This is a genomic window from Bathymodiolus thermophilus thioautotrophic gill symbiont, from assembly GCF_003711265.1.
In the GTDB taxonomy this organism is placed as follows: domain Bacteria; phylum Pseudomonadota; class Gammaproteobacteria; order PS1; family Pseudothioglobaceae; genus Thiodubiliella.
This window is the reverse complement of sequence record NZ_CP024634.1, coordinates 1,832,651-1,854,072: the sequence shown is the minus strand read 5'-3', so window position 1 is coordinate 1,854,072 and position 21,422 is coordinate 1,832,651. Positions and strand designations below refer to the sequence as shown.

Sequence of the window (21,422 nt, the reverse complement as noted above, 5' to 3'; positions counted from 1 at the left end):
TTGGCGATTTTTTAGCCCAACAAATACCGTTAAATACTCAAAACTCACATAACATTTTTTATTCTAAGCCACTGTTGTTGTGGTAGTTAATATTATTCGTCCAATGCTGTGGTTTGTTGTCGCCTCGCTGATATTATTGGTGTTGCAACGCAGTGCAGTGTTGGTGTTTTTGCTAGATTTTAATCGTTATTCGCCTTTACAGATGTTGGACTTGTACTATATGGGGCTTAGGTTTGACCTTAAAGTTATTAGTGCGCTGTCTTTAATATTTTATTTACTTCCCCTCTCTTTTGTTTTGTTGTTTGTCAGGCAATCTTCAAAAACTATTGTATTGTTTAGTTATGTATTGTTGCTTATTTTTTTGCTGGAACTTTTGATTTGTTTGTCAGGTTATGGTTTTTATCATTTCTTTGGTAGTGGCATTGACCAGTTGATATTCGGATTAACGGATGATGGTTTTGTAAATGTAATTAAAAGTATGGCGGTTAATTCTTTGGCCATTAACTTAACACTTGCTTTTTTATGTTTCAGCGTTATATTGTTGTATTGGATGGTGAAAAAACACCAAATAAGTGCTTTAAATACGATACCTAGAAGAAAGACAATGCTGAACTTCTTATTGTGGTTTGTTGTGTTGTCACTCTTTGCTAGAGGCAGTTTTGGTACCTTTCCTTTGTCTAGAAAAACCAATCAAGCCAATGCTGACGCCGCACTTAACGCCTTGGCATTAAATTCAATTATGAATTTATATTATGCTTATCGAGACAATCAAAAAGATACGCATTTTTTCTCTAGTAGTCAGTTGTTAAATGACAATCATGTCAATAATTTTGATGAATTAAAACAAAAGGCTGGCTATAACAAGCACAATCCTTTGATTCGGAAAACTTCAAACAAACACTTGCCACCACCTAATATTGTATTTGTATTAATGGAAGGCTGGTCATCTCATATTGCATCAAAGCAGAAGAGTGATAACAATGTTTTAGGGGCGTTTAATCAGCATAAAAATCAAGATTACTTCTTTACCAATTTTTTCTCCAATTCTTATGGCACTAATCCCACTATTGAAAGATTGTTGCAAAATAGTCCCATTACACCCTTGTCGCAAAGCAAAGGCAAAAGAACGCCATTTGATATTTCCAATATGCAGGTTTTTAAAAAAGCAGGTTATACCACCAATTTTATCAGTGGGGGTAATCGTGCTTGGCGAAGTGTAGGCGATTTTCAATCCCGTCAAGGGTTTGACAATTTTTTTGATCGCAGTAGCATAGAGCAAAGTTTGCAGCGTCAGTCAAATAATCCGTGGGGTGCTTTTGACGGAGATTTGTTTGAATTTAGCAAGCAAAAAATGCAAAACTCAAGTGTACCTTTTTTTAATTTCTTACTCACCACAAATAACCATCCACCCGTAGTTTTACCTGCTGAATATCAATCTCCTGATTTTGACTTAAGCCAATTTGATGCGCATAATAAAAATACCAAAACTATGTTAGATGGTTATTATTATCAAACTAACGAATTGGGTAAATTTATCAGTTGGCTCAAATCTTCTGAGTTTGCCAAGAACACCATTGTTGTTGCAACGGGAGATCATGTATTAAAGGGGTTTGCTAATTATAATTTAGCTGAATTAGGTTATTATAAATATGCTGTGCCTTTATATTTATACATTCCAGAGTCATATAAACCACCTATCAATACTCAAATATACGGCTCTCACCTTGATATTTTCCCCACTTTGTTTGATTTGTCTTTGTCTGAGATTGATTATTTTTCCTTTGGAAAATCGCTCCTTAAGAAAGACCAGCAACAGTCGTACGGCTGGAACGCCAATGCTGGTTACCATGTTATTTTTCCTAAAGGCGTTGCCAATAAATTTGGCTTACAAACTTGGGGCGAGGGTAGTTTACTAAGTAAGAAAAGTATAGAATTAAACAGCCATCAGCGCAATATTATCCAGCAACTACACTACCAAGAGGCAGTCGCAAAGTATTTAATATTTAAAGATTTCGAGCGTCAAAACAAGTTTTAAACTGAGTATTGGTTGGTTGTGTGATTTACAAAAATTCATCCACTTGAGATTCTGCCTAAATGCAGGTTGCCCAAGAAGAGTTGTTGTTTTTAATTGCTATGGACGAAAAAAAACCACCCCAAGGGGTGGTTTTTTTGTTTGCTAAGGGAGATACACTACGATAAGATATATTCACCTAGGTTGTTATCAGCAAGCGCCGCAACAAGCGCACTTTGAGCCGTAGCATCAACTACAGTGAGATTAATCAGCATATCTGCATTAGAATCACTGACAGTACCAGTGCTAACACCATCGCTCTTAATGTAGAGTTTAACATTAGTGTCAGCACCAGCATCAGCTTCAGCATAGATATATTTAGCCAAACTGGCGGCATCTGTAATATTACCATTGGTACCAGTTGTTATTATATCTTTAAGATTTAATTTATCTATTGCAACTTCAAAATCAGTAATGGTATCAGCGTTATCTTTAGTGCTGTCTGCAACAACATTATAGTTAAAGACATCTGCACCTGCACCACCTGTTATCACATCTGCACCTGCACCACCTGCAATGGTATCTATGTCTGCATTACCTGTTATGGTATCTGCACCTATGCCACCTATGAAGTTACTTACCTCTGCATCATTTTGATATTCTGATAAGCCATAGTTAATATTACCTATGTCGTGTGACAAGGTATTGCCACCAATGATTATAAGGAGATCGTCAACCTCACTACCTACGAAATTACCCGCCTCATCAAGGAAAAGCAGCTTATAACGCTCACCTGTTTTTAATTGGCTAATTGATAAATCTGCAAAGGTATCGGCCAAAACATCTATCTTAACACCATAAGGAATGCCATCAGGGTCAGCAATAGTCACCACTTGATCAAGCTTTTGTTTGTAGGTTAAAATAGAGCCAGAGCTAACAAAAGTAGATATTTGGTATTGAATTAAATAAGCCGTTCCATTCTCACTGCTTTTCACTTTAATACCGTCAGCTGAATCTAAAATTTTTGTTGCTTCTGCATTTATTACTGAGGGTGTGTTGTCTATTGTGATATCCGTAACAGTAATATTGGGTGCTGATATGGTTAAGTCGGTATTGTTACCAATAGCATTTTTAAGTATGTCAGCACCTAGTGATAATGCATTGACGGGTGATGTGATATTTGTCGTGTTAATATTATCTTCAACTGCATAACTAAAGATCAAAGCGTTGGAACCAGAGCCACTTACATAAGTAGCAACTTTATCCACAGCATCAATCTTAATAGTGTAAGTTGCTGGGTTTGAAGCATCTGTTGTTGTCAAGTGAACCACTTCACTCATCGTTACTTTGACAATAATTTCATCTCTGACTCTCAAGATACTTTTGGTTTCATTGAAAACGAAGTTTGGATCAGTGGCGATGCCAGAACCAGTAAAGAGCTGCCCATCACCGCGTTTTTTGCCGTTAATAACAACACTGGTTATAGTTGCTTGCGTAGTGTCCAAGGTGTAACTATTGTCACTTAAGGGGAGAGTGGTAACATTACCTGCCGTATCAATTATCCGAGCAGTAAGGGTTTTACCCGTTCCTGTTATCAAGGTAACAGCATCGTCTGCGGTTGCCCACGCTGTGTTTGTGGTAGTGTTTGTGTTTGTAGCCTCCACCCAAGTTACACCATTAGCACTAACCTGTAGCATTTCATCACTTGCCAAGATGAGAGCATTGGCCAAAGTCAAACTAACCTTAACTACACTATCACTGGTAATGCGATCATCTAATACACCTGTATCATTACTAATAGCCACAAGATGCGTGCCTAATGGTGCGCTAGACACACTGGTGTCTAAGAGATAACTATTGTTAGTTAAATCAAGTATAGTGGCATTACCTGCCGTATCAATTATCCGAGCAGTAAGGGTTTTACCTGCCCCTGTTATCAAGATAACAGCATCGTCTGCGGTTGCCCATGCGGTATTAGTATTGGTATCGGTATTGGTGGTTGCCACCCAATTTGTGCCATCGGCACTAACTTGTAGCATCTCATCATTTGCCAAGGTAAGTGCATTTTCCAAAGTCAAACTAACCTTAACTGCACTGTCATTAGTAATACGATCATTGCCCAATGTACCCGCATCATTACTAATGGCAACTGTGTGCGTACCTGCTAGTGTGCTGGTGATGGTGTCGTCAATGATGACGATTGAGGCTTGGCTTAAGCCACTCATAGCATTGCCTAACAAAGTACCTGATAAGGTAACTTGCACGATATATGCCTTATCACCATCTAATGCAGAAGTCCAACTAGCATCATTAACCAATGTCCAATTACCATCAGTGTCTATGCTTATTGCATTCTTTAAAGCATCACTAACAATATGTTGTGCACCCCCATTGCCTGAAATAAACTTAATCTCTGTAATAGACACATCACTAGCATTACTTTGATTTGTAATCTTACCTGTAATGGTAGCAGCCGCCAATTCGTTAGCGTTAATATAACTATCAGTAGCATCAACATCAGTACCAGACCAAACAACTGTCGTACTTAAACTCGCCGCACTGAAAGTCCAGTCAGTAGCATTATTAATACCTGCAAAATTATTTCCCGCAACATCGGTTAACACACCAGCAGCAATCTCTATATAGTAAGACTTGTTAGGCTCTAAATCAGCACTTGGATTAATAGTTAAAGTGCGATTGTCTGCACCACCAATGGTAATATTATTCCCAAGAATACTGAGTGTTTCAAACACAGTACCATCGCTACTTTCTTTAATGACAATATCACCTGTACCTTTGGCAATGGCCTCACTAAATATAGCAACCAGATCACTACTAGATGCTATTTGTCCTGTGGTATTTGTAGTCATTGTAGGGGCAACCGTATCAACCGTAATAGCCAAAACAGCAGAAGCATCACTGGTATTACCTGCCGTATCCGTTGCTTTTGCAGTAATATTGTGCGTTGTATCAGCACTTAAATCTACATCTTTAGAGAAGTTACCACTATTATCAGCCGTCACAGTTCCTAATGAAGTTGCACCATTAAATAACTCTACTGTGGCATTTGCTTCTGCAGTTCCAGAAAGGGTTAAAGCACTGGTTTGGCTAGTAATATTATCATCGTTACTTCCTGTATTGCTACTATCAGCCAAACTCAAACCCGCTGGCACACTTGGATTTGTTGTGTCAATTGTCACTGCACCCGCAGAAGCAGTTGAAATATTGCCTGCAATATCAACCGTATAAACCTTATATTCACCATCAACTAAACCAGTTGCCGCTAAATCAGTTGCAGTATCAACAGTTGCAATAGTAACTTTGTTTACCTTGTCTGCCAATGCAAAGGCGTCAAGGTTAGCTTGAGTAGTGTTTGCATCAACTGTTATTGAACTGTGAACCAAATATGCCGTGCCAATTTCAGAACTTTGAACAGATATATTACCTGTATTTTTAGTTGTAACCGTGGTGTTTAAAGTTGCAGAAGACCCAACAGTGTCTAAGGTGTAATCATTGTCACTTAAGGCAAGAACCGTAACATTGCCAGCCGTATCAATCACCCGAGCAGTTAAAGTATTTGTTCCTGTTACCAAAGTAACAGCATCATCTGCAGTTGCCCATGCGGTGTTAGTATTGGTATCGGTGTTGGTGGTTGCTACCCAATTTGCACCATCAGCACTGACTTGTAGTGTTTCATCATTTGCCAAGGTAAATGCACTGGCTAAGGTTAAACTAACCTTAACTGCGCTGTCATTAGTAATGCGGTCATTGTCCAATATACCTGTATCATTACTAATAGTAACCGTATGTGTACCTGCTAGTGTCGCTGTTATTGTATTGTCAATAGTTACGCTTGAGGTTTGACCTAAGCCACTCATGGCATTGCCTGACAAAGTGCCTGATAAGGTAACTTGCACGATATATGCCTTATCACCATCTAATGCAGAAGTCCAACTAGCATCATTAACCAATGTCCAATTGCCATCAGTGTCTATACTTATTGCATTCTTTAAAGCATCACTAACAATATGTTGTGCACCCCCATTACCTGAAATAAACTTAATCTCTGCAATAGACACATCGCTAGCATTACTTTGATTTGTAATCTTACCTGTAATGGTAGCCGCCGCCAATTCATTAGCATTGATATAACTATCAGTAGCATCAACATCAGTACCAGACCAAACAACTGTCGTACTTAAACTCGCCGCACTGAAAGTCCAGTCAGTAGCATTACTAATACCTGCAAAATCATTTCCCGCAACATCGGTTAACACACCAGCAGCAATCTCTATATAGTAAGACTTATTAGACTCTAAATCAGCACTTGGATTAATAGTTAAAGTACGGTTGTCTACACCACCAATGGTAATATTATTCCCAAGAATACTGAGTGTTTCAAACACAGTGCCACCACTTTCTTTAATGACAATATCACCTGTACCTTTAGCAATGGCTTCACTAAATATGGCAACAAGATCGCTACTAGATGCTATTTGTCCTGTGGTATTTGTAGTCATTGTAGGAGCAACCGTATCAACCGTAATAGCCAAAACAGCAGAAGCATCACTGGTATTACCTGCCGTATCCGTTGCTTTTGCAGTAATATTGTGCGTTGTGTCAGCACTTAAATCTATATCTTTAGAGAAGTTACCACTATTATCAGCCGTCACAGTTCCTAATGAAGTTGCACCATTAAATAACTCTACTGTGGCATTTGCTTCTGCAGTTCCAGAAAGGGTTAAAGCACTGGTTTGGCTAGTAATATTATCATCGTTACTCCCTGTGTTACTACTATCAGCCAAACTCAAACCTGTTGGCACACTTGGATTTGTCGTGTCAATTGTCACTGCACCCGCAGAAGCAGTTGAAATATTGCCTGCAATATCAACTGTATAAACCTTATATTCACCATCAACTAAATCAGTTGCCGCTAAATCAGTTGCAGTATCAACAGTTGCAATAGTAACTTTGTTTACCTTGTCTGCCAATGCAAAGGCGTCAAGGTTGGCTTGAGTAGTGTTTGCATCAACTGTTATTGAACTGTGAACCAAATATGCCGTGCCAATTTCAGAACTTTGAACAGATATATTACCTGTATTTTTAGTTGTAACCGTGGTGTTTAAAGTTGCAGAAGACCCAACAGTGTCTAAGGTGTAATCATTGTCACTTAAGGCAAGAACCGTAACATTGCCAGCCGTATCGATCACCCGAGCAGTTAAAGTGGTGCTTGCACCTGCTACCAAGGTAACAGCATCGTCTGCAGTTGCCCATGCGGTGTTAGTATTGGTATCGGTGTTGGTGGTTGCTATCCAATTTGTACCATCAGCACTGACTTGTAGTGCCTCATCGGCACTCAAAGTGAGTGCACTAACCAAAGTCAAGCTAACTTTGACTGCACTGTCATTAGTAATACGGTCATTGTCCAATATACCTGTATCATTACTAATGGTAACCGTGTGTGTACCTGCTAGTGTACCTGCTAGTGTACCTACTATTGTATTGTCAATGATTACGCTTAAGGTTTGACCTAAGCCATTCACGACATTGCCTAACAAAGTACCTGATAAGGCAACTTGTACGATATATGTCTTATCACTATCCAATGCAGAAGTCCAACTAGCGTCATTAACCAATGTCCAATTGCCATCAGTATCTATGCTTATTGCATTCTTTAAAGCATCGCTAACAATATGTTGCGCGCCTCCATTACCTGAAATAAACTTAATCTCTGTAATAGACACATCGCTAGCATTACTTTGATTTTTAATCTTACCTGTGATGGTAGCCGCCGCCAATTCATTAGCATTGATATAACTATCAGTAGCATCAACATCAGTACCAGACCAAACAACTGTCGTACTTAAACTCGCCGCACTGAAAGTCCAGTCAGTAGCATTACTAATACCTGCAAAATCATTTCCCGCAACATCGGTTAACACACCAGCAGCAATCTCTATATAGTAAGACTTATTAGGCTCTAAATCAGCACTTGGATTAATAGTTAAAGTGCGATTGTCTGCACCACCAATGGTAATATTATTCCCAAGAATACTGAGTGTTTCAAACACAGTGCCACCACTTTCTTTAATGACAATATCACCTGTACCTTTGGCAATGGCCTCACTAAATGTAGCAACCAGATCACTACTAGATGCTATTTGTCCTGTGGTGTTTGTAGTCATTGTAGGAACAACCGTATCAACCGTAATAGCCAAAACAGCAGAAGCATCACTGGTATTACCTGCCGTATCCGTTGCTTTTGCAGTAATATTATGCGTTGTATCAGCACTTAAATCCACATTTTTAGAGAAGTTACCACTATTATCAGCCGTCACAGTTCCTAATGAAGTTGCACCATTAAATAACTCTACTGTGGCATTTGCTTCTGCAGTTCCAGAAAGGGTTAAAGCACTGGTTTGGCTAGTAATATTATCATCGTTACTTCCTGTATTGCTACTATCAGCCAAACTCAAACCTGTTGGCGCACTTGGATTTGTCGTGTCAATTGTCACTGCACCCGCAGAAGCAGTTGAAATATTGCCTGCAATATCAACCGTATAAACCTTATATTCACCATCAACTAAACCAGTTGCCGCTAAATCAGTTGCAGTATCAACAGTTGCAATAGTAACTTTGTTTACCTTGTCTGCCAATGCAAAGGCGTCAAGGTTAGCTTGAGTAGTGTTTGCATCAACTGTTATTGAACTGTGAACCAAATATGCCGTGCCAGTTTCAGAACTTTGAACAGATATATTACCTGTATTTTTAGTTGTAACCGTGGTGTTTAAAGTTGCAGAAGATCCAACGGTGTCTAAGGTGTAATCATTATCACTTAAGGCAAGAACCGTAACATTGCCAGCCGTATCAATCACCCGAGCAGTTAAAGTATTTGCTCCTGTTACCAAAGTAACAGCATCATCTGCAGTTGCCCATGCGGTATTAGTGTTGGTATCGGTGTTGGTGGTTGCTACCCAATTTGTACCATCAGCACTGACTTGTAGTGTTTCATCATTTGCCAAGGTAAATGCACTGGCCAAAGTTAAACTAACTTTGACCACACTGTCATTAGTAATGCGGTCATTGTCCAATATACCTGCATCATTACTAATAGTAACCGTATGTGTACCTGCTAGTGTCGCTGTTATTGTATTGTCAATAGTTACGCTTGAGGTTTGCCCTAAGCCATTCATGGCATTGCCTGACAAAGTGCCTGATAAGGTAACTTGCACGATATATGCCTTATCGCCATCCAATGCAGAAGTCCAACTAGCATCATTAACCAATGTCCAATTGCCATCAGTATCTATACTTATTGCATTCTTTAAAGCATCACTAACAATATGTTGCGTACCTCCATTACCTGAAATAAACTTAATCTCTGCAATAGACACATTGCTAGCATTACTTTGATTTGTAATCTTGCCTGTGATAGTAGCCGCCACCAATTCATTAGCATTAATATAACTATCAGTAGCATCAACATCAGTACCAGACCAAACAACTGTCGTACTTAAACTCGCCGCACTGAAAGTCCAGTCAGTAGCATTACTAATACCTGCAAAATCATTTCCCGCAACATCGGTTAACACACCAGCAGCAATCTCTATATAGTAAGACTTATTAGGCTCTAAATCAGCACTTGGATTAATAGTTAAAGTTCGGTTGTCTGCACCACCAATGGTAATATTATTCCCAAGAATACTGAGGGTTTCAAACACAGTGCCATCGCCACTTTCTTTAATGACAATATCACCTGTACCTTTGGCAATGGCCTCACTAAATATGGCAACCAGATCGCTACTAGATGCTATTTGCCCTGTGGTGTTTGTAGTCATTGTAGGAGCAACCGTATCAACCGTAATAGCCAAAACAGCAGAAGCATCACTGGTATTACCTGCCGTATCCGTTGCTTTTGCAGTAATATTATGCGTTGTATCAGCGATTAAATCTATATCTTTAGAGAAGTTACCACTATTATCAGCCGTCACAGTTCCTAATGAAGTTGCACCATTAAATAATTCTACTGTGGCATTTGCTTCTGCAGTTCCAGAAAGGGTTAAAGCACTGGTTTGGCTAGTAATATTATCATTGTTACTTCCTGTATTGCTACTATCAGCCAAACTCAAACCTGTTGGCACACTTGGATTTGTCGTGTCAATTGTCACTGTACCCGTTGAAGCAGTTGAAATATTGCCTGCAATATCAACCGTATAAACCTTGTATTCACCATCAACTAAACCAGTTGCCGCTAAATCAGTTGCAGTATCAACAGTTGCAATAGTAACTTTGTTTACCTTGTCTGCCAATGCAAAGGCGTCAAGGTTAGCTTGAGTAGTATTTGCATCAACTGTTATTGAACTGTGAACCAAATATGCCGTGCCAATTTCAGAACTTTGAACAGATATATTACCTGTATTTTTAGTTGTAACCGTGGTGTTTAAAGTTGCAGAAGATCCAACGGTGTCTAAGGTGTAATCATTATCACTTAAGGCAAGAACCGTAACATTGCCAGCCGTATCGATCACCCGAGCAGTTAAAGTATTTGTTCCTGTTACCAAAGTAACAGCATCATCTGCAGTTGCCCATGCGGTGTTAGTATCGGTGTTGGTGGTTGCTACCCAATTTGTACCATCAGCACTGACTTGTAGTGTTTCATCATTTGCCAAGGTAAATGCACTGGCTAAGGTTAAACTAACCTTAACTGCGCTGTCATTAGTAATACGGTCATTGTCCAATATACCTGTATCATTGCTAATAGCAACCGTATGTGTACCTGCTAGTGTCGCTGTTATTGTATTGTCAATGGTTACGCTTGAGGTTTGACCTAAGCCACTCATGGCATTGCCTAACAAAGTACCTGATAAAGTAACTTGCACGATATATGCTTTGTCACTATCCAATGCAGAAGTCCAACTAGCATCATTAACCAATGTCCAATTACCATCAGTGTCTATGCTTATTGCATTCTTTAAAGCATCGCCAACAATATGTTGTGCGCCCCCATTGCCTGAAATAAACTTAATCTCTGTAATAGACACATCACTAGCATTACTTTGATTTGTAATCTTACCTGTAATGGTAGCAGCCGCCAATTCGTTAGCATTAATATAACTATCAGTAGCATCAACATCAGTGCCAGACCAAACAACTGTCGTACTTAAACTCGCCGCACTGAAAGTCCAGTCAGTAGCATTACTAATACCTGCAAAATCATTTCCCGCAACATCGGTTAACACACCAGCAGCAATCTCTATATAGTAAGACTTATTAGACTCTAAATCAGCACTTGGATTAATAGTTAAAGTACGGTTGTCTACACCACCAATGGTAATATTATTTCCAAGAATACTGAGTGTTTCAAACACAGTGCCACCACTTTCTTTAATGACAATATCACCTGTACCTTTGGCAATGGCCTCACTAAATGTAGCAACCAGATCACTACTAGATGCTATTTGTCCTGTGGTGTTTGTAGTCATTGTAGGAGCAACCGTATCAACCGTAATAGCCAAAACAGCAGAAGCATCACTGGTATTACCTGCCGTATCCGTTGCTTTTGCGGTAATATTGTGCGTTGTGTCAGCACTTAAATCCACATTTTTAGAGAAGTTACCACTATTATCAGCCGTCACAGTTCCTAATGAAGTTGCACCATTAAATAGTTCTACTGTGGCATTTGCTTCTGCAGTTCCAGAAAGGGTTAAAGCACTGGTTTGGCTAGTAATATTATCATCGTTACTTCCTGTGTTACCACTATCAGCCAAACTTAAACCTGTTGGCGCACTTGGATTTGTCGTGTCAATTGTCACTGCACCCGCAGAAGCAGTTGAAATATTGCCTGCAATATCAACCGTATAAACCTTATATTCACCATCAACTAAACCAGTTGCTGCTAAATCAGTTGCAGTATCAACAGTTGCAATAGTAACTTTGTTTACCTTGTCTGCCAATGCAAAGGTGTCAAGGTTAGCTTGAGTAGTGTTTGCATCAACTGTTATTGAACTGTGAACCAAATATGCCGTGCCAGTTTCAGAACTTTGAACGGATATATTACCTGTATTTTTAGTTGTAACCGTGGTGTTTAAAGTTGCAGAAGACCCAACAGTGTCTATTGTAATGGCTAAATTAGAGGAGATGTCGCTGATATTGCCCGCTACATCAGTTGCTCTTGCAGTAATATTGTGTGTTGAATTAGTAGATAAATCTATAGCATGGGAAAAGTGCCCATTATTGTCAGCTGTTGCTGTACCTAATGAGGTTGAGCCATTAAATAATTCTATTGTGGCATTCACTTCTGTTGTTCCAGAAATGATTAAACCACTTGTTTTCTTGGTAAGATTATCGTGATTATTATTTCCTGTGTCATCTTCAGTAGCTAAGTTCAAGTTTTCTGGCGCAGTTGGCCCTTGTGTATCAAGAACAAAGTTACCTGCGTTGCTTATTGTCGTATTGCCTGCTTTATCAGTTACAGTAGTTTGAACACTTATTGCACCTTCGCCTAAAGTGGTTAAATCATTCGCAACCAAGGCAATGGATTCTGCAGTACCTGAAGCAGAAGCAATGTCTCTGGTTATTGTGCCATTTGTGCCTGTGAACACAACTTCTACAGTGCTGTCTGTCTCAGCAGTAAAACTAAGAACATTGGCCATGGCTTCGGCAGCAGTTTTGTTGGCATCACCCACTAGCATCACATCCGTTAAGGTTGGATTGATGGCGTCTAGGACAATATTTTGCACATCACTGATCGCACTTGTATTACCTGTAACATCGGTAATAACAGCAGTAATCGCTACTGTGTTGTCATTTGAGCCTAAGTCTGATTTGGCAATATTGATGGTTGCCTTACCCGCATTAACTTCAATAGTTGTTACAGTGTGGGCAGCATTAAAGTTAACACCATCCTTTTTAAGTTGAATGGTATCGCCAGCAACCATTTCTGTAGATGAAATTTCTAAATTAACACTGGTTTCAGTCGCATTAATATATTTATCTTCTCCTGTTGCAAAGCCAATCACTGGTTTTGCAGTTGCAACGGTGTCAATAATAATTGAATGCTCTATTAAAGTTTCTGGATTGCCAGCAACATCGCTAACTCTGGCGGTAATTTTACTGGTGGCATTATCAGCGGGTATTTCGTTGGCTGTATAAGTAAGAGACCAATCGCCATTGTCGTCAACTACTACAGTTTTTTCTGTGCCATTGTCCCAAGAGACGGTAACAGTTTGCCCAATGGCATCCGAGGTGCCAGAAATAACAATGCTGGCATTTTTATCGCTAAGATTGATTTTGTCATCAGTGCTAACGGCGTTAATAGTAAGTGTTGCTGGAGAAGTGTCAAAAGTAACGGCGTTACTATATTGTTTGACTTTAGTATCGCCATCCCTCAGGTGAATTTCAACTTTATAAATTGTACCATCTACAAAATTCATATCGCTCAAACTTTGTGACCAGCGCCTATTGCTGTCAATTGTAACATTGTCAATAGTGAGATTTAACGCTAGCATTAATGCACCATTTTCAGCCACTGTATAAAACCTGATTTCATCAATAGTAGCATTGTCGCTTATCAATTCGCCTGACAAGACGGCATTAGATTTTTCACTAGCATTGATATAGGCATCAGTGTCACTTGTACCTGTTAAATTGATAGAGGTAGAGAGTGCTTTGACTTCAAACGCCCATTGATTGCTGTTTTTGGTGATGGCTGCGGCATTATTGCCTGCCATATCAGTGATTACTCCGCTTGCTATTGTCAGATAGAAAGATCCTTCGGGCAAATCATTTATCGGATGAACGGTTAATATATTGCCGTTAATATTGCTATTGTTAATGGTAATCGTTTCAACTTTGCCATTAGCATTCCAAATTTCAACATTACCACCTTGGGTTTTAATATTTTCATTAAAACTAATCGTTAGATCTGATTTACTGCTTAGTGTGGCATTGGCTTGCGTTGTTAAACTGGGTGCAGTAGTGTCAATTTTTAATGTGTGCGTAACTTCGGTTGTATTACCTGCGGCATCAGTTGCGATTACGGTTACTGCATTATCAGCAGTAAGTGCCAAAGTACCAGAATTAGGTGTTGCATCTGTATCAATAGACCAATTACCATCAGTAGCCGCAGTGGTAGTGTAAGTTGCGCCAGCCACAGTAACTTTTATTGTGGTACCCATTTCAGCAGTACCGCTAATTTCTGGTGTGGTATCGTTGGTTAATGCACTTGAGGTAATGCTGACTTCAGGTGATATTTCATCAAATTTTTGGATAAATTCAAATGCAGCAATATTTGACTGTTTTGAGGCTTGACTCGTTACTACGCCAGCCGCAATATTAACGGCAATATTGCTGTTTTCTAGTGCATCCTTTGGTGTTACAGTTAAAGTAAAGACTTTGTTTGCAGTAGTTGGTGTCAGTGTGCCTTTGATAAGGTTTGCGTCTGCATCGCCAAAGTCAATGTTAGTAAGTTCAAATCCATTAACTGCTTCAGTAAATGAAAAGGTTAGTGTGAATGCACCATTAGTGCCATCAGGTTTGTCACTTGTTATAGTGATTACTGGTTTATTCGCTATGGTAATAGAAACACTGTGCTGCGTGCTATTGCCAGCGGCATCGGTTGCAGTAATAGTAATGCTATCTGCCTCTGTTGTGATTTCAGTGGGAGTTGCCTTATAAGTTACAACGCCTGTGTCTTTGTCGATGTTAAATTTGTCATTATCAATTGTATATTCAACAGTATTATCGCCATTGCTAACCTTGGCATCATAAACGGCAATATCTTGATTAACAACACCTATGCCTTCTGCGCCACTGGTAAAAACTGGGGCAGTGTTGTCAATGATAACGCCTGCAGTAATATTATGGATAATTGTAGTAGATATTATGGCGTTACCAGCGGTATCTGTTGGTGGCATAGAATCGTCAATGGTAAAGCTTCTAACACTAAGATTGTTGCTATTTTGAGATGCCTCAACTGTATAAGTACCTGTTAAGGTTGTGCCTTCTACGGTAGCCGTCAATTCAACAATGGCACCTGTGTCCAAGGTTATTGTTATTTTAGTCCCTGCTTTGATAGATTTACTAACAGTGGCAGTAAGGCTAATTTCTGCTCCTTCTTTGTAAGCACCAGATACTGCACTGAAAGCAGTGATCACTGGTGCAACAACATCCACTTCAAATACTTGATTGGCACTAGCGGTATTATTGACATTGCCAGCAAGGTCGGTAATGCTTTTAACTGAAACTAAAATGTTGTTTGCTGAAGAAACGCTTAAATCAGTTTGCTGAATGGCAATGGTTGCTTTGCCATTTTCAACATCAAGGGAAGTTACTGTATAAATAGAGCCTAGATCAGTTTTATTATCACCACCTTTTTGCAATTGAATGACATCACCCGCCGCCATGTTGTCATAAGCCACATCAAGATGAGCAATTTTACCTGCGCCAACGAGATTGTTTTTATCTGATTTGATGGCAATCGTTGCCTCAGTAGGGGCGGTGCTATCGTAGGTATAGTCGTGACTAGCAATACCGCCGTCTTTATCAGCCATAATTTCTGCAACAGTGGCAGTGGTGGCGGTTATTGTTTTGGTAATAATAAATTGGATGGAACTGCTTGTGTCTTTTGTAAGGGTTTGAGTCCATGCAACCGTTTTATTGTTATTGCTCCAAACAACATTTGTGTTTGCAACACTAATATCTGTCCAAGTTTTGCCCCCGTCAATAGAGCCCCAAAGTTTTTTACTACCAGGTAGCGCATCATCCAGAGTAGCACCAATCACTAAAGTGTTATCATTTGTGATGAAATCAGCAGCACCTGTATCGCTTGTAATCGTGATGTCTGAGACGGCTATTTGCAAACCATTAAAATGATCAATAGTTTCAATTGCCATTTTAATAAAATTTTGAGCCTCTAGATTTTTCGCAACAGCCTGATCGTATGCTTTTTGCGCAGCATCAAGCGTTTGTTTTTGTGCACTTGTAGCGTTATCACCAGCAGCATCAACTGCATCTTGGGCAGTTTTTAATGCTTTTTCTGCGTTATCAACATCAGCTTCAGTAATAATTTTATCTGCTTCTGCTTTTGCCTTAACGGCAATAGCGCCAATAATCAGTGCATCAAAGGCGGTTTTGTTTAAAGCGCCAGTGCTGGCAATGACATCAGCCATTTTTTCAATTACTTTTTCGAATGTGTTGGTAGCAGGGGTATTTCTCATGCCAGAAAGTGCGGCAGCTACTTGACCTGCGTGTTGTGCTTGCACATCACTTTCATCGCCTAGGCTGTTGATTGTATCAACATCTGTGTCAATTGCACTGCCTGATAGGTCAAATGAGGCATTGACTTTTTCGTTCCATTTGTCGATATCTGCTTTACTTAATGCGATGGTTGTGGTGGTTTCATCTACGCCAAGAATTTTAGCGGCTATAGAGGAGCGAACGCTAATATCAACTATATTTTCACCTGAATGAATATAAGCGATAGCAAATAAATCACTGTCCAACACTTCACGACCTTTGAGTTCGTCTGCATGGTATATGCCAGATTTTGTTAATTTTATATAAACAGCCCCCGTGTAGTTGGCATTGTCACCTGTTAGGGTAACTGTGTATTGACCATTTTCACTAAGCGCACTAGAGCCTATTAATGTGCCATCAGCTTTATGCACTTCAACTGGGTTGTTTGCACCACCACTGATGTATTTACCTACTGAGACGGTTCCTGTAATGGTGGTTTTAATATTATCACTATCATTATCACCACTACTAGCAATAATAGCGATTGTGCCTAATAATACAGTTACACCTGCGCCTATATTTGAAGTGACTATATCGTAGAAACTTTGGCCACCTGCCCCTACTATAGTAGATTGTTCACCATAAAAATACACAACTTGAGTGCCATCTTCTAAGTTAAAGAATACATTGGGAACAATGTGATAAAGTTCACCACTTTCGGTAGGTAGTGAAACTAGACAAGATAAATCAGGAGCGCAAATATTAAAATAGTTGTCAAAAATAATAACATCGTCTTCCAATGTTACCTCTAAATCATCGCCGATTTTTTTGGCAATTAGATTTGTTTTTTTAGTGTCGAAATCTTTGAAGCTTAATTGGTAGGCTGTGCCTACTTGAACTTGAACATGTTGAACGCCTTTAACAACAATAATAACCTCTTTGTTGAGTGTGCTAGCGATATTTTTTGTTTCGATTTGTAATTTTTCGATTTGTTTTTGAGTTTTTACTTGCATTATTACCCCTCGTATTATTATGTATGTTTTTTAAACTTACGATACTCATGTATCTTCGGTAGAAATTTTACAAATACATCGGTGTTTGTTTTAAAGATAGAGGATGTGGTGCCATTCTCTAGCATCTCAGTGTTGATGGAATCATCAGATGCGGTTAAAGATTTTTTTATAAGCACTATAGCAAAAAAAAGTTAATGCTATTCACATTTTCTATATTTTTAAACTTACTTTTGTATGTAGTCTTGACTTATTACTCTTGGTGCAATTATATACGAACCAAGGATTCAACTTGCATAAATATGGGTGACTAGCAAACTCTTTAAATTTTTCTTGGCAAGATAAGGCTGGGTTTGAGAATTGCTATTTATGCGTTTAATGAGACCTGTAGTGGGCATAAATATTAACCAAAGGCCAATTTTTACTCAGTTGTAAATTTTTATAAATCTCATTTTATTTCTGTTAGAAATAGGCTGAGACCTTTGCATAAATATGAATAATTATCAAGTATCCACTTTTCATCTACTTGGTAATTTTTTAAACCCAGTCATAGTCCTGCTAGGACATGGTTTAAGAAAATTACCAAGTAGGTAAAAATTGAATTTTTCTAATTATTCATATTTATGCAAAGGTCTCAGGCTTTGTAAAAATGACAACCGAGTAAAAATTTGTCCTTTATTCAACATCCATGCCTAATATGGGGGTCTCAATATATTGTGCTGAAATTTTTTTAAGATTGTAATTTTATTTCACTTACTATAACATTGCATATCTTTATCTACAAATAACAAACCCTCTTTATGCACTTATTGACCAACATATTTGCCCAAAAATTCAAGACATCGGCTTTGGCTTTGGTGTTTTTATTTCCAATATTAATGGCCATTGTGGGTAGTGCCGTATCAACCATATATTTGTTATTATTTATATTAGGTACTATTTATATTAAAAGACTCGTGCCAACCTTGTCCACACAAGAAAAAACGGTTTTAATTGGTTTTATTGTGGTATTTTTTATTTATTTACTGGGTATGATTAACTCTGATGATGTTTACAATGGGTTTAAAAAGTTAGGAAAATTCAGTTACTTTTTACTTTCGGCACCTGTTTTCTTTCTTTTTAGATATTATCAGCAACCAATGTTAAAAGCGTTTTATATTGGAACAACGCTATCAGGATTTACGCTACTTATTTATTTATTACTCAACAGTGGCTCAACAGGTGCATACCATTCAATTATGTATGGCGATTTTTCTATGCTTATTGTTGGAGTCAATATATTGTTATCATTACTAGCCAGTTTTAAAAAAACCGACAAAATATTACTTGCCTTGTCTGGGTTATCTGCACTAAGCGCAAGTTTGATTGTTGGAGCAAAAGGTTCTTGGGTGGCGTTGCCATTATTGTTTTTAATGCTTTTATATTTACTGGTCACGCAAAAAAAAATACGCTTTAAAATAATGGCAATTTGCACCAGCATTGTTTTGACAATTGGCATTACTGTTAACGCTTTTCCCGGTCAAACAATTGATAGATTTAATACCGCAATTAGCAGCACCAGTCAATTTGTTGAAAATGAAAATGACAACAAAAAACAACAAGTTGGCACTGCTAGCGAACGATTTATTTTTTGGAAAGCCGCCATTAATACGGTTAAGAAATATCCATTTTTTGGCTCAGGTAGCGGCGATTTTAGACTGGAACTTAGGCGCTTTACTAAGGCATATCCTCAATACAATGTTATTGGCGATGATTACGGAAGTGCTCACAATATCTTTTTTGAATGGTTGGCATTGTTCGGCATTGTCGGATTTTTGGCTTTAATGGCGAGTGTATTTTTATTGCCACTTAGATTCTTTTTCCAAGTTATAAAAGACAATCCGAAAAAATTATGGGTTGGTTTGGCTGGTATTTGGATTATTTTATCAAGTATGGTATTTGGGCTAACTGAAACTTGGATTGTGCGTTCAGCGCCTAATGGTGTTTATATGTTTTTTATGTTGTCATTGATGGCATTTAGTGTAAACAATGCAAAGATTGAGTCTAATGAGACTTTTGTGTAAATATGAACAATCTTCAAGAGTCCACTTCTTATCTATTTGGCAATTTCTTCAATTTGATCTTGGTTCTATTGGGGCAAGGTTTAAAAAATTTATCAACTTGGCAAAGGTTGAATTTTATCGACAAAGGTTTTTTAGTCTTTAAAAACTTTCTTTAAGCGATTATTTAAAATGTCACTTTTTACTAATTTTGAAGCCGTTTTAGGGATGATGGGCGCTTTATTGTTAATTTATTTTAATTTGCTTTTGTTGTGTTTAGCCAACAAAACTTTTAAATATTATGGTGTCCACATTGCACGGTTTTTGACTTTTTCAGATTGGGTATTTTTATTTTTATTGAGTATTTTATTGGCTTATGCAGTTGCTGCTGATAATTTAGTTGTCAAAGGTTTGGTATTTGCCATAACAACAGCTGGTGCTTTTGCTTTGTTTGTGGATGCGTTATTGTTTCGTCTTTATTCAATAGAGTTAGAGCCCAGTTCAATCAAAGAATTTTTTGTTGATAGAAAAATATTTATTGCACAAGGGAAAACGCAAATTAATTTAATTATATTTAATCGAATTAGTGCGTTATTGGTGACTTGGTTGTGGTTTATAGTTTCATTGCTATTTGATCAAAATATAATATGGGCAACTACTGGGTTTTTGGCGCAATCTTTGTTTATTATTGCAAAATCTCGGTATAAAATTAGTGTGGTTTTGTTAGGCGTGGTGTTACTATATCCTCTTTATTTTTTCATTGATTTTTTCATTGAAATTTCGTATCTTTATGGTGTCTATATTGCTGTAACTTTGCCAATATTGGGGTTTGTGTTAAAATTAAAATATCAATATACAGAATTTTTTCAAAATTCTAATAGTTTTGAACATATTATTGGTGCAAACTCTATGGCAATTGATGATAGTGTTACATTTAAGCCTTCAGATAAGTTGTTGTTAGATGTGCCTATTAATGATACGCACAGTAGTTCGTCATTTGGTTTGTGTAAAGATGCTAATGTATTGATAATTTCCGTAGAATCTTTAGGTAAGAAATATATTGACTATTATAATGGTCCAGCACGGTTTTCTATATTTGATAAATTGGCAAAACAGGGTATTGTGTCAAAGAATCATTATTGCATATCAGCAAATACCGATAACGCCTTATTTCATTGGTATCAAGGAAGTCGAAAAAACCCGTATGCAAGTTTAACAAAGCTTAGTCGTTATGACACTTGGTTTTTAACATCTCAAAACATTGACTCATTTGGAATGAAGCAATTATTGAGCACATCAGGCTTTAAAAATATTTTGGACAATAAATTTATTGGGGCAATCAAATCACAACCTACAAGCAATCATTGGGGTGGAAGTGATCAAGTGATTACTCAGCAAGGTTTGGATTGGTTTTTAGAACATCGTGATCAAAGTTCGCCGTTTTTTATGCATATTTTAAATGCGCAAACACATGTGAATTATCAAGTTTCGAATACCAAAAAATATAATCGATTTTCTAGTGGTTCTTATGGTCGTTATTTAAATGCCGTAGAGGAGGGTGCCGAGTGGGTGGAAAATATTTTTGAAAAACTATCAAATAATGGGCTCTTGGAAGACACAGTTGTTGTATTGTGTGGCGATCACGGACAATCGTTTGGAGAATTTGGCTATAAGGTTCATTCTAATGCGATTATTGCAGAACAAATTTTAACACCGCTGGTAATTTCCCATCCAAAGATAAAGCCTAAGTCGGTTGATATAAGTAGTCATTTCGATATTTTGCCCACAATATTTGATTTACTGGGTGTTACTGATGTGTGTAATGCTTATGGGCGTTCTTTGTTATCAGATAAGGCCTTCTCTCCGATTCCGTTATACACAAAAACTCATAGGGGTAGTATGCCATCCAGTTTTGGGTATGTGGATATGGATAAGAAAATTTTGATTGATATGATTTATAAAAAAATATCCCATTTGAATCATGACGATATGCCGACAAGAAATCTAAGCGCAAAAGACAAGCAATATTACTTAAATCTTGCTTATAGAATGCTGTCCAATAGATAATACTATTTTCAAAAATAAACTAAATAATCTTGGCGCTTATTCTTATTCTATGTCTTGTGC

Annotated in this window: 5 protein-coding genes; 4 read left to right on the top strand and 1 reads right to left on the bottom strand. The window is 38.0% G+C overall.

What is annotated here, in order from left to right; all coding sequences use genetic code 11:
* The first annotated feature begins 79 nt into the window (after positions 1–79).
* Positions 80–2,035: an LTA synthase family protein gene (locus MS2017_RS06480; protein WP_164707642.1), complete on the top strand. Its 1,956-nt coding sequence runs from the start codon at positions 80–82 to the stop codon at positions 2,033–2,035.
* A gap of 155 nt (positions 2,036–2,190) precedes the next feature.
* Here MS2017_RS06480 and MS2017_RS06475 read toward each other — a convergent pair whose 3' ends face one another.
* On the bottom strand, positions 2,191–17,259 hold the full coding sequence (locus MS2017_RS06475; protein ID WP_122951662.1) for a beta strand repeat-containing protein: 15,069 nt from the start codon (positions 17,257–17,259) through the stop codon (positions 2,191–2,193).
* Between the two features lie 797 nt (positions 17,260–18,056).
* Between MS2017_RS06475 and MS2017_RS06470 the strand changes: the two genes are divergently transcribed.
* The 3 genes from MS2017_RS06470 to MS2017_RS06465 are packed head-to-tail and all read left to right on the top strand — an operon-like array spanning position 18,057 to position 21,362.
* Positions 18,057–19,319, top strand: a complete 1,263-nt coding sequence (locus MS2017_RS06470) for an O-antigen ligase family protein (RefSeq protein ID WP_122951661.1) — start codon at positions 18,057–18,059, stop codon at positions 19,317–19,319.
* Positions 19,320–19,321: 2 nt separating this feature from the next.
* Positions 19,322–19,474 carry a hypothetical protein gene (locus MS2017_RS11615; protein ID WP_202752608.1) on the top strand — a complete coding sequence of 51 codons (153 nt, stop codon included), beginning with the start codon at positions 19,322–19,324 and terminating at the stop codon, positions 19,472–19,474.
* A 13-nt stretch (positions 19,475–19,487) separates the two neighbouring features.
* The gene (locus MS2017_RS06465; protein ID WP_122951660.1) at positions 19,488–21,362 is read left to right on the top strand and encodes an LTA synthase family protein; all 1,875 of its coding nucleotides are present in this window, start codon (positions 19,488–19,490) and stop codon (positions 21,360–21,362) included.
* Positions 21,363–21,422: the final 60 nt, after the last annotated feature.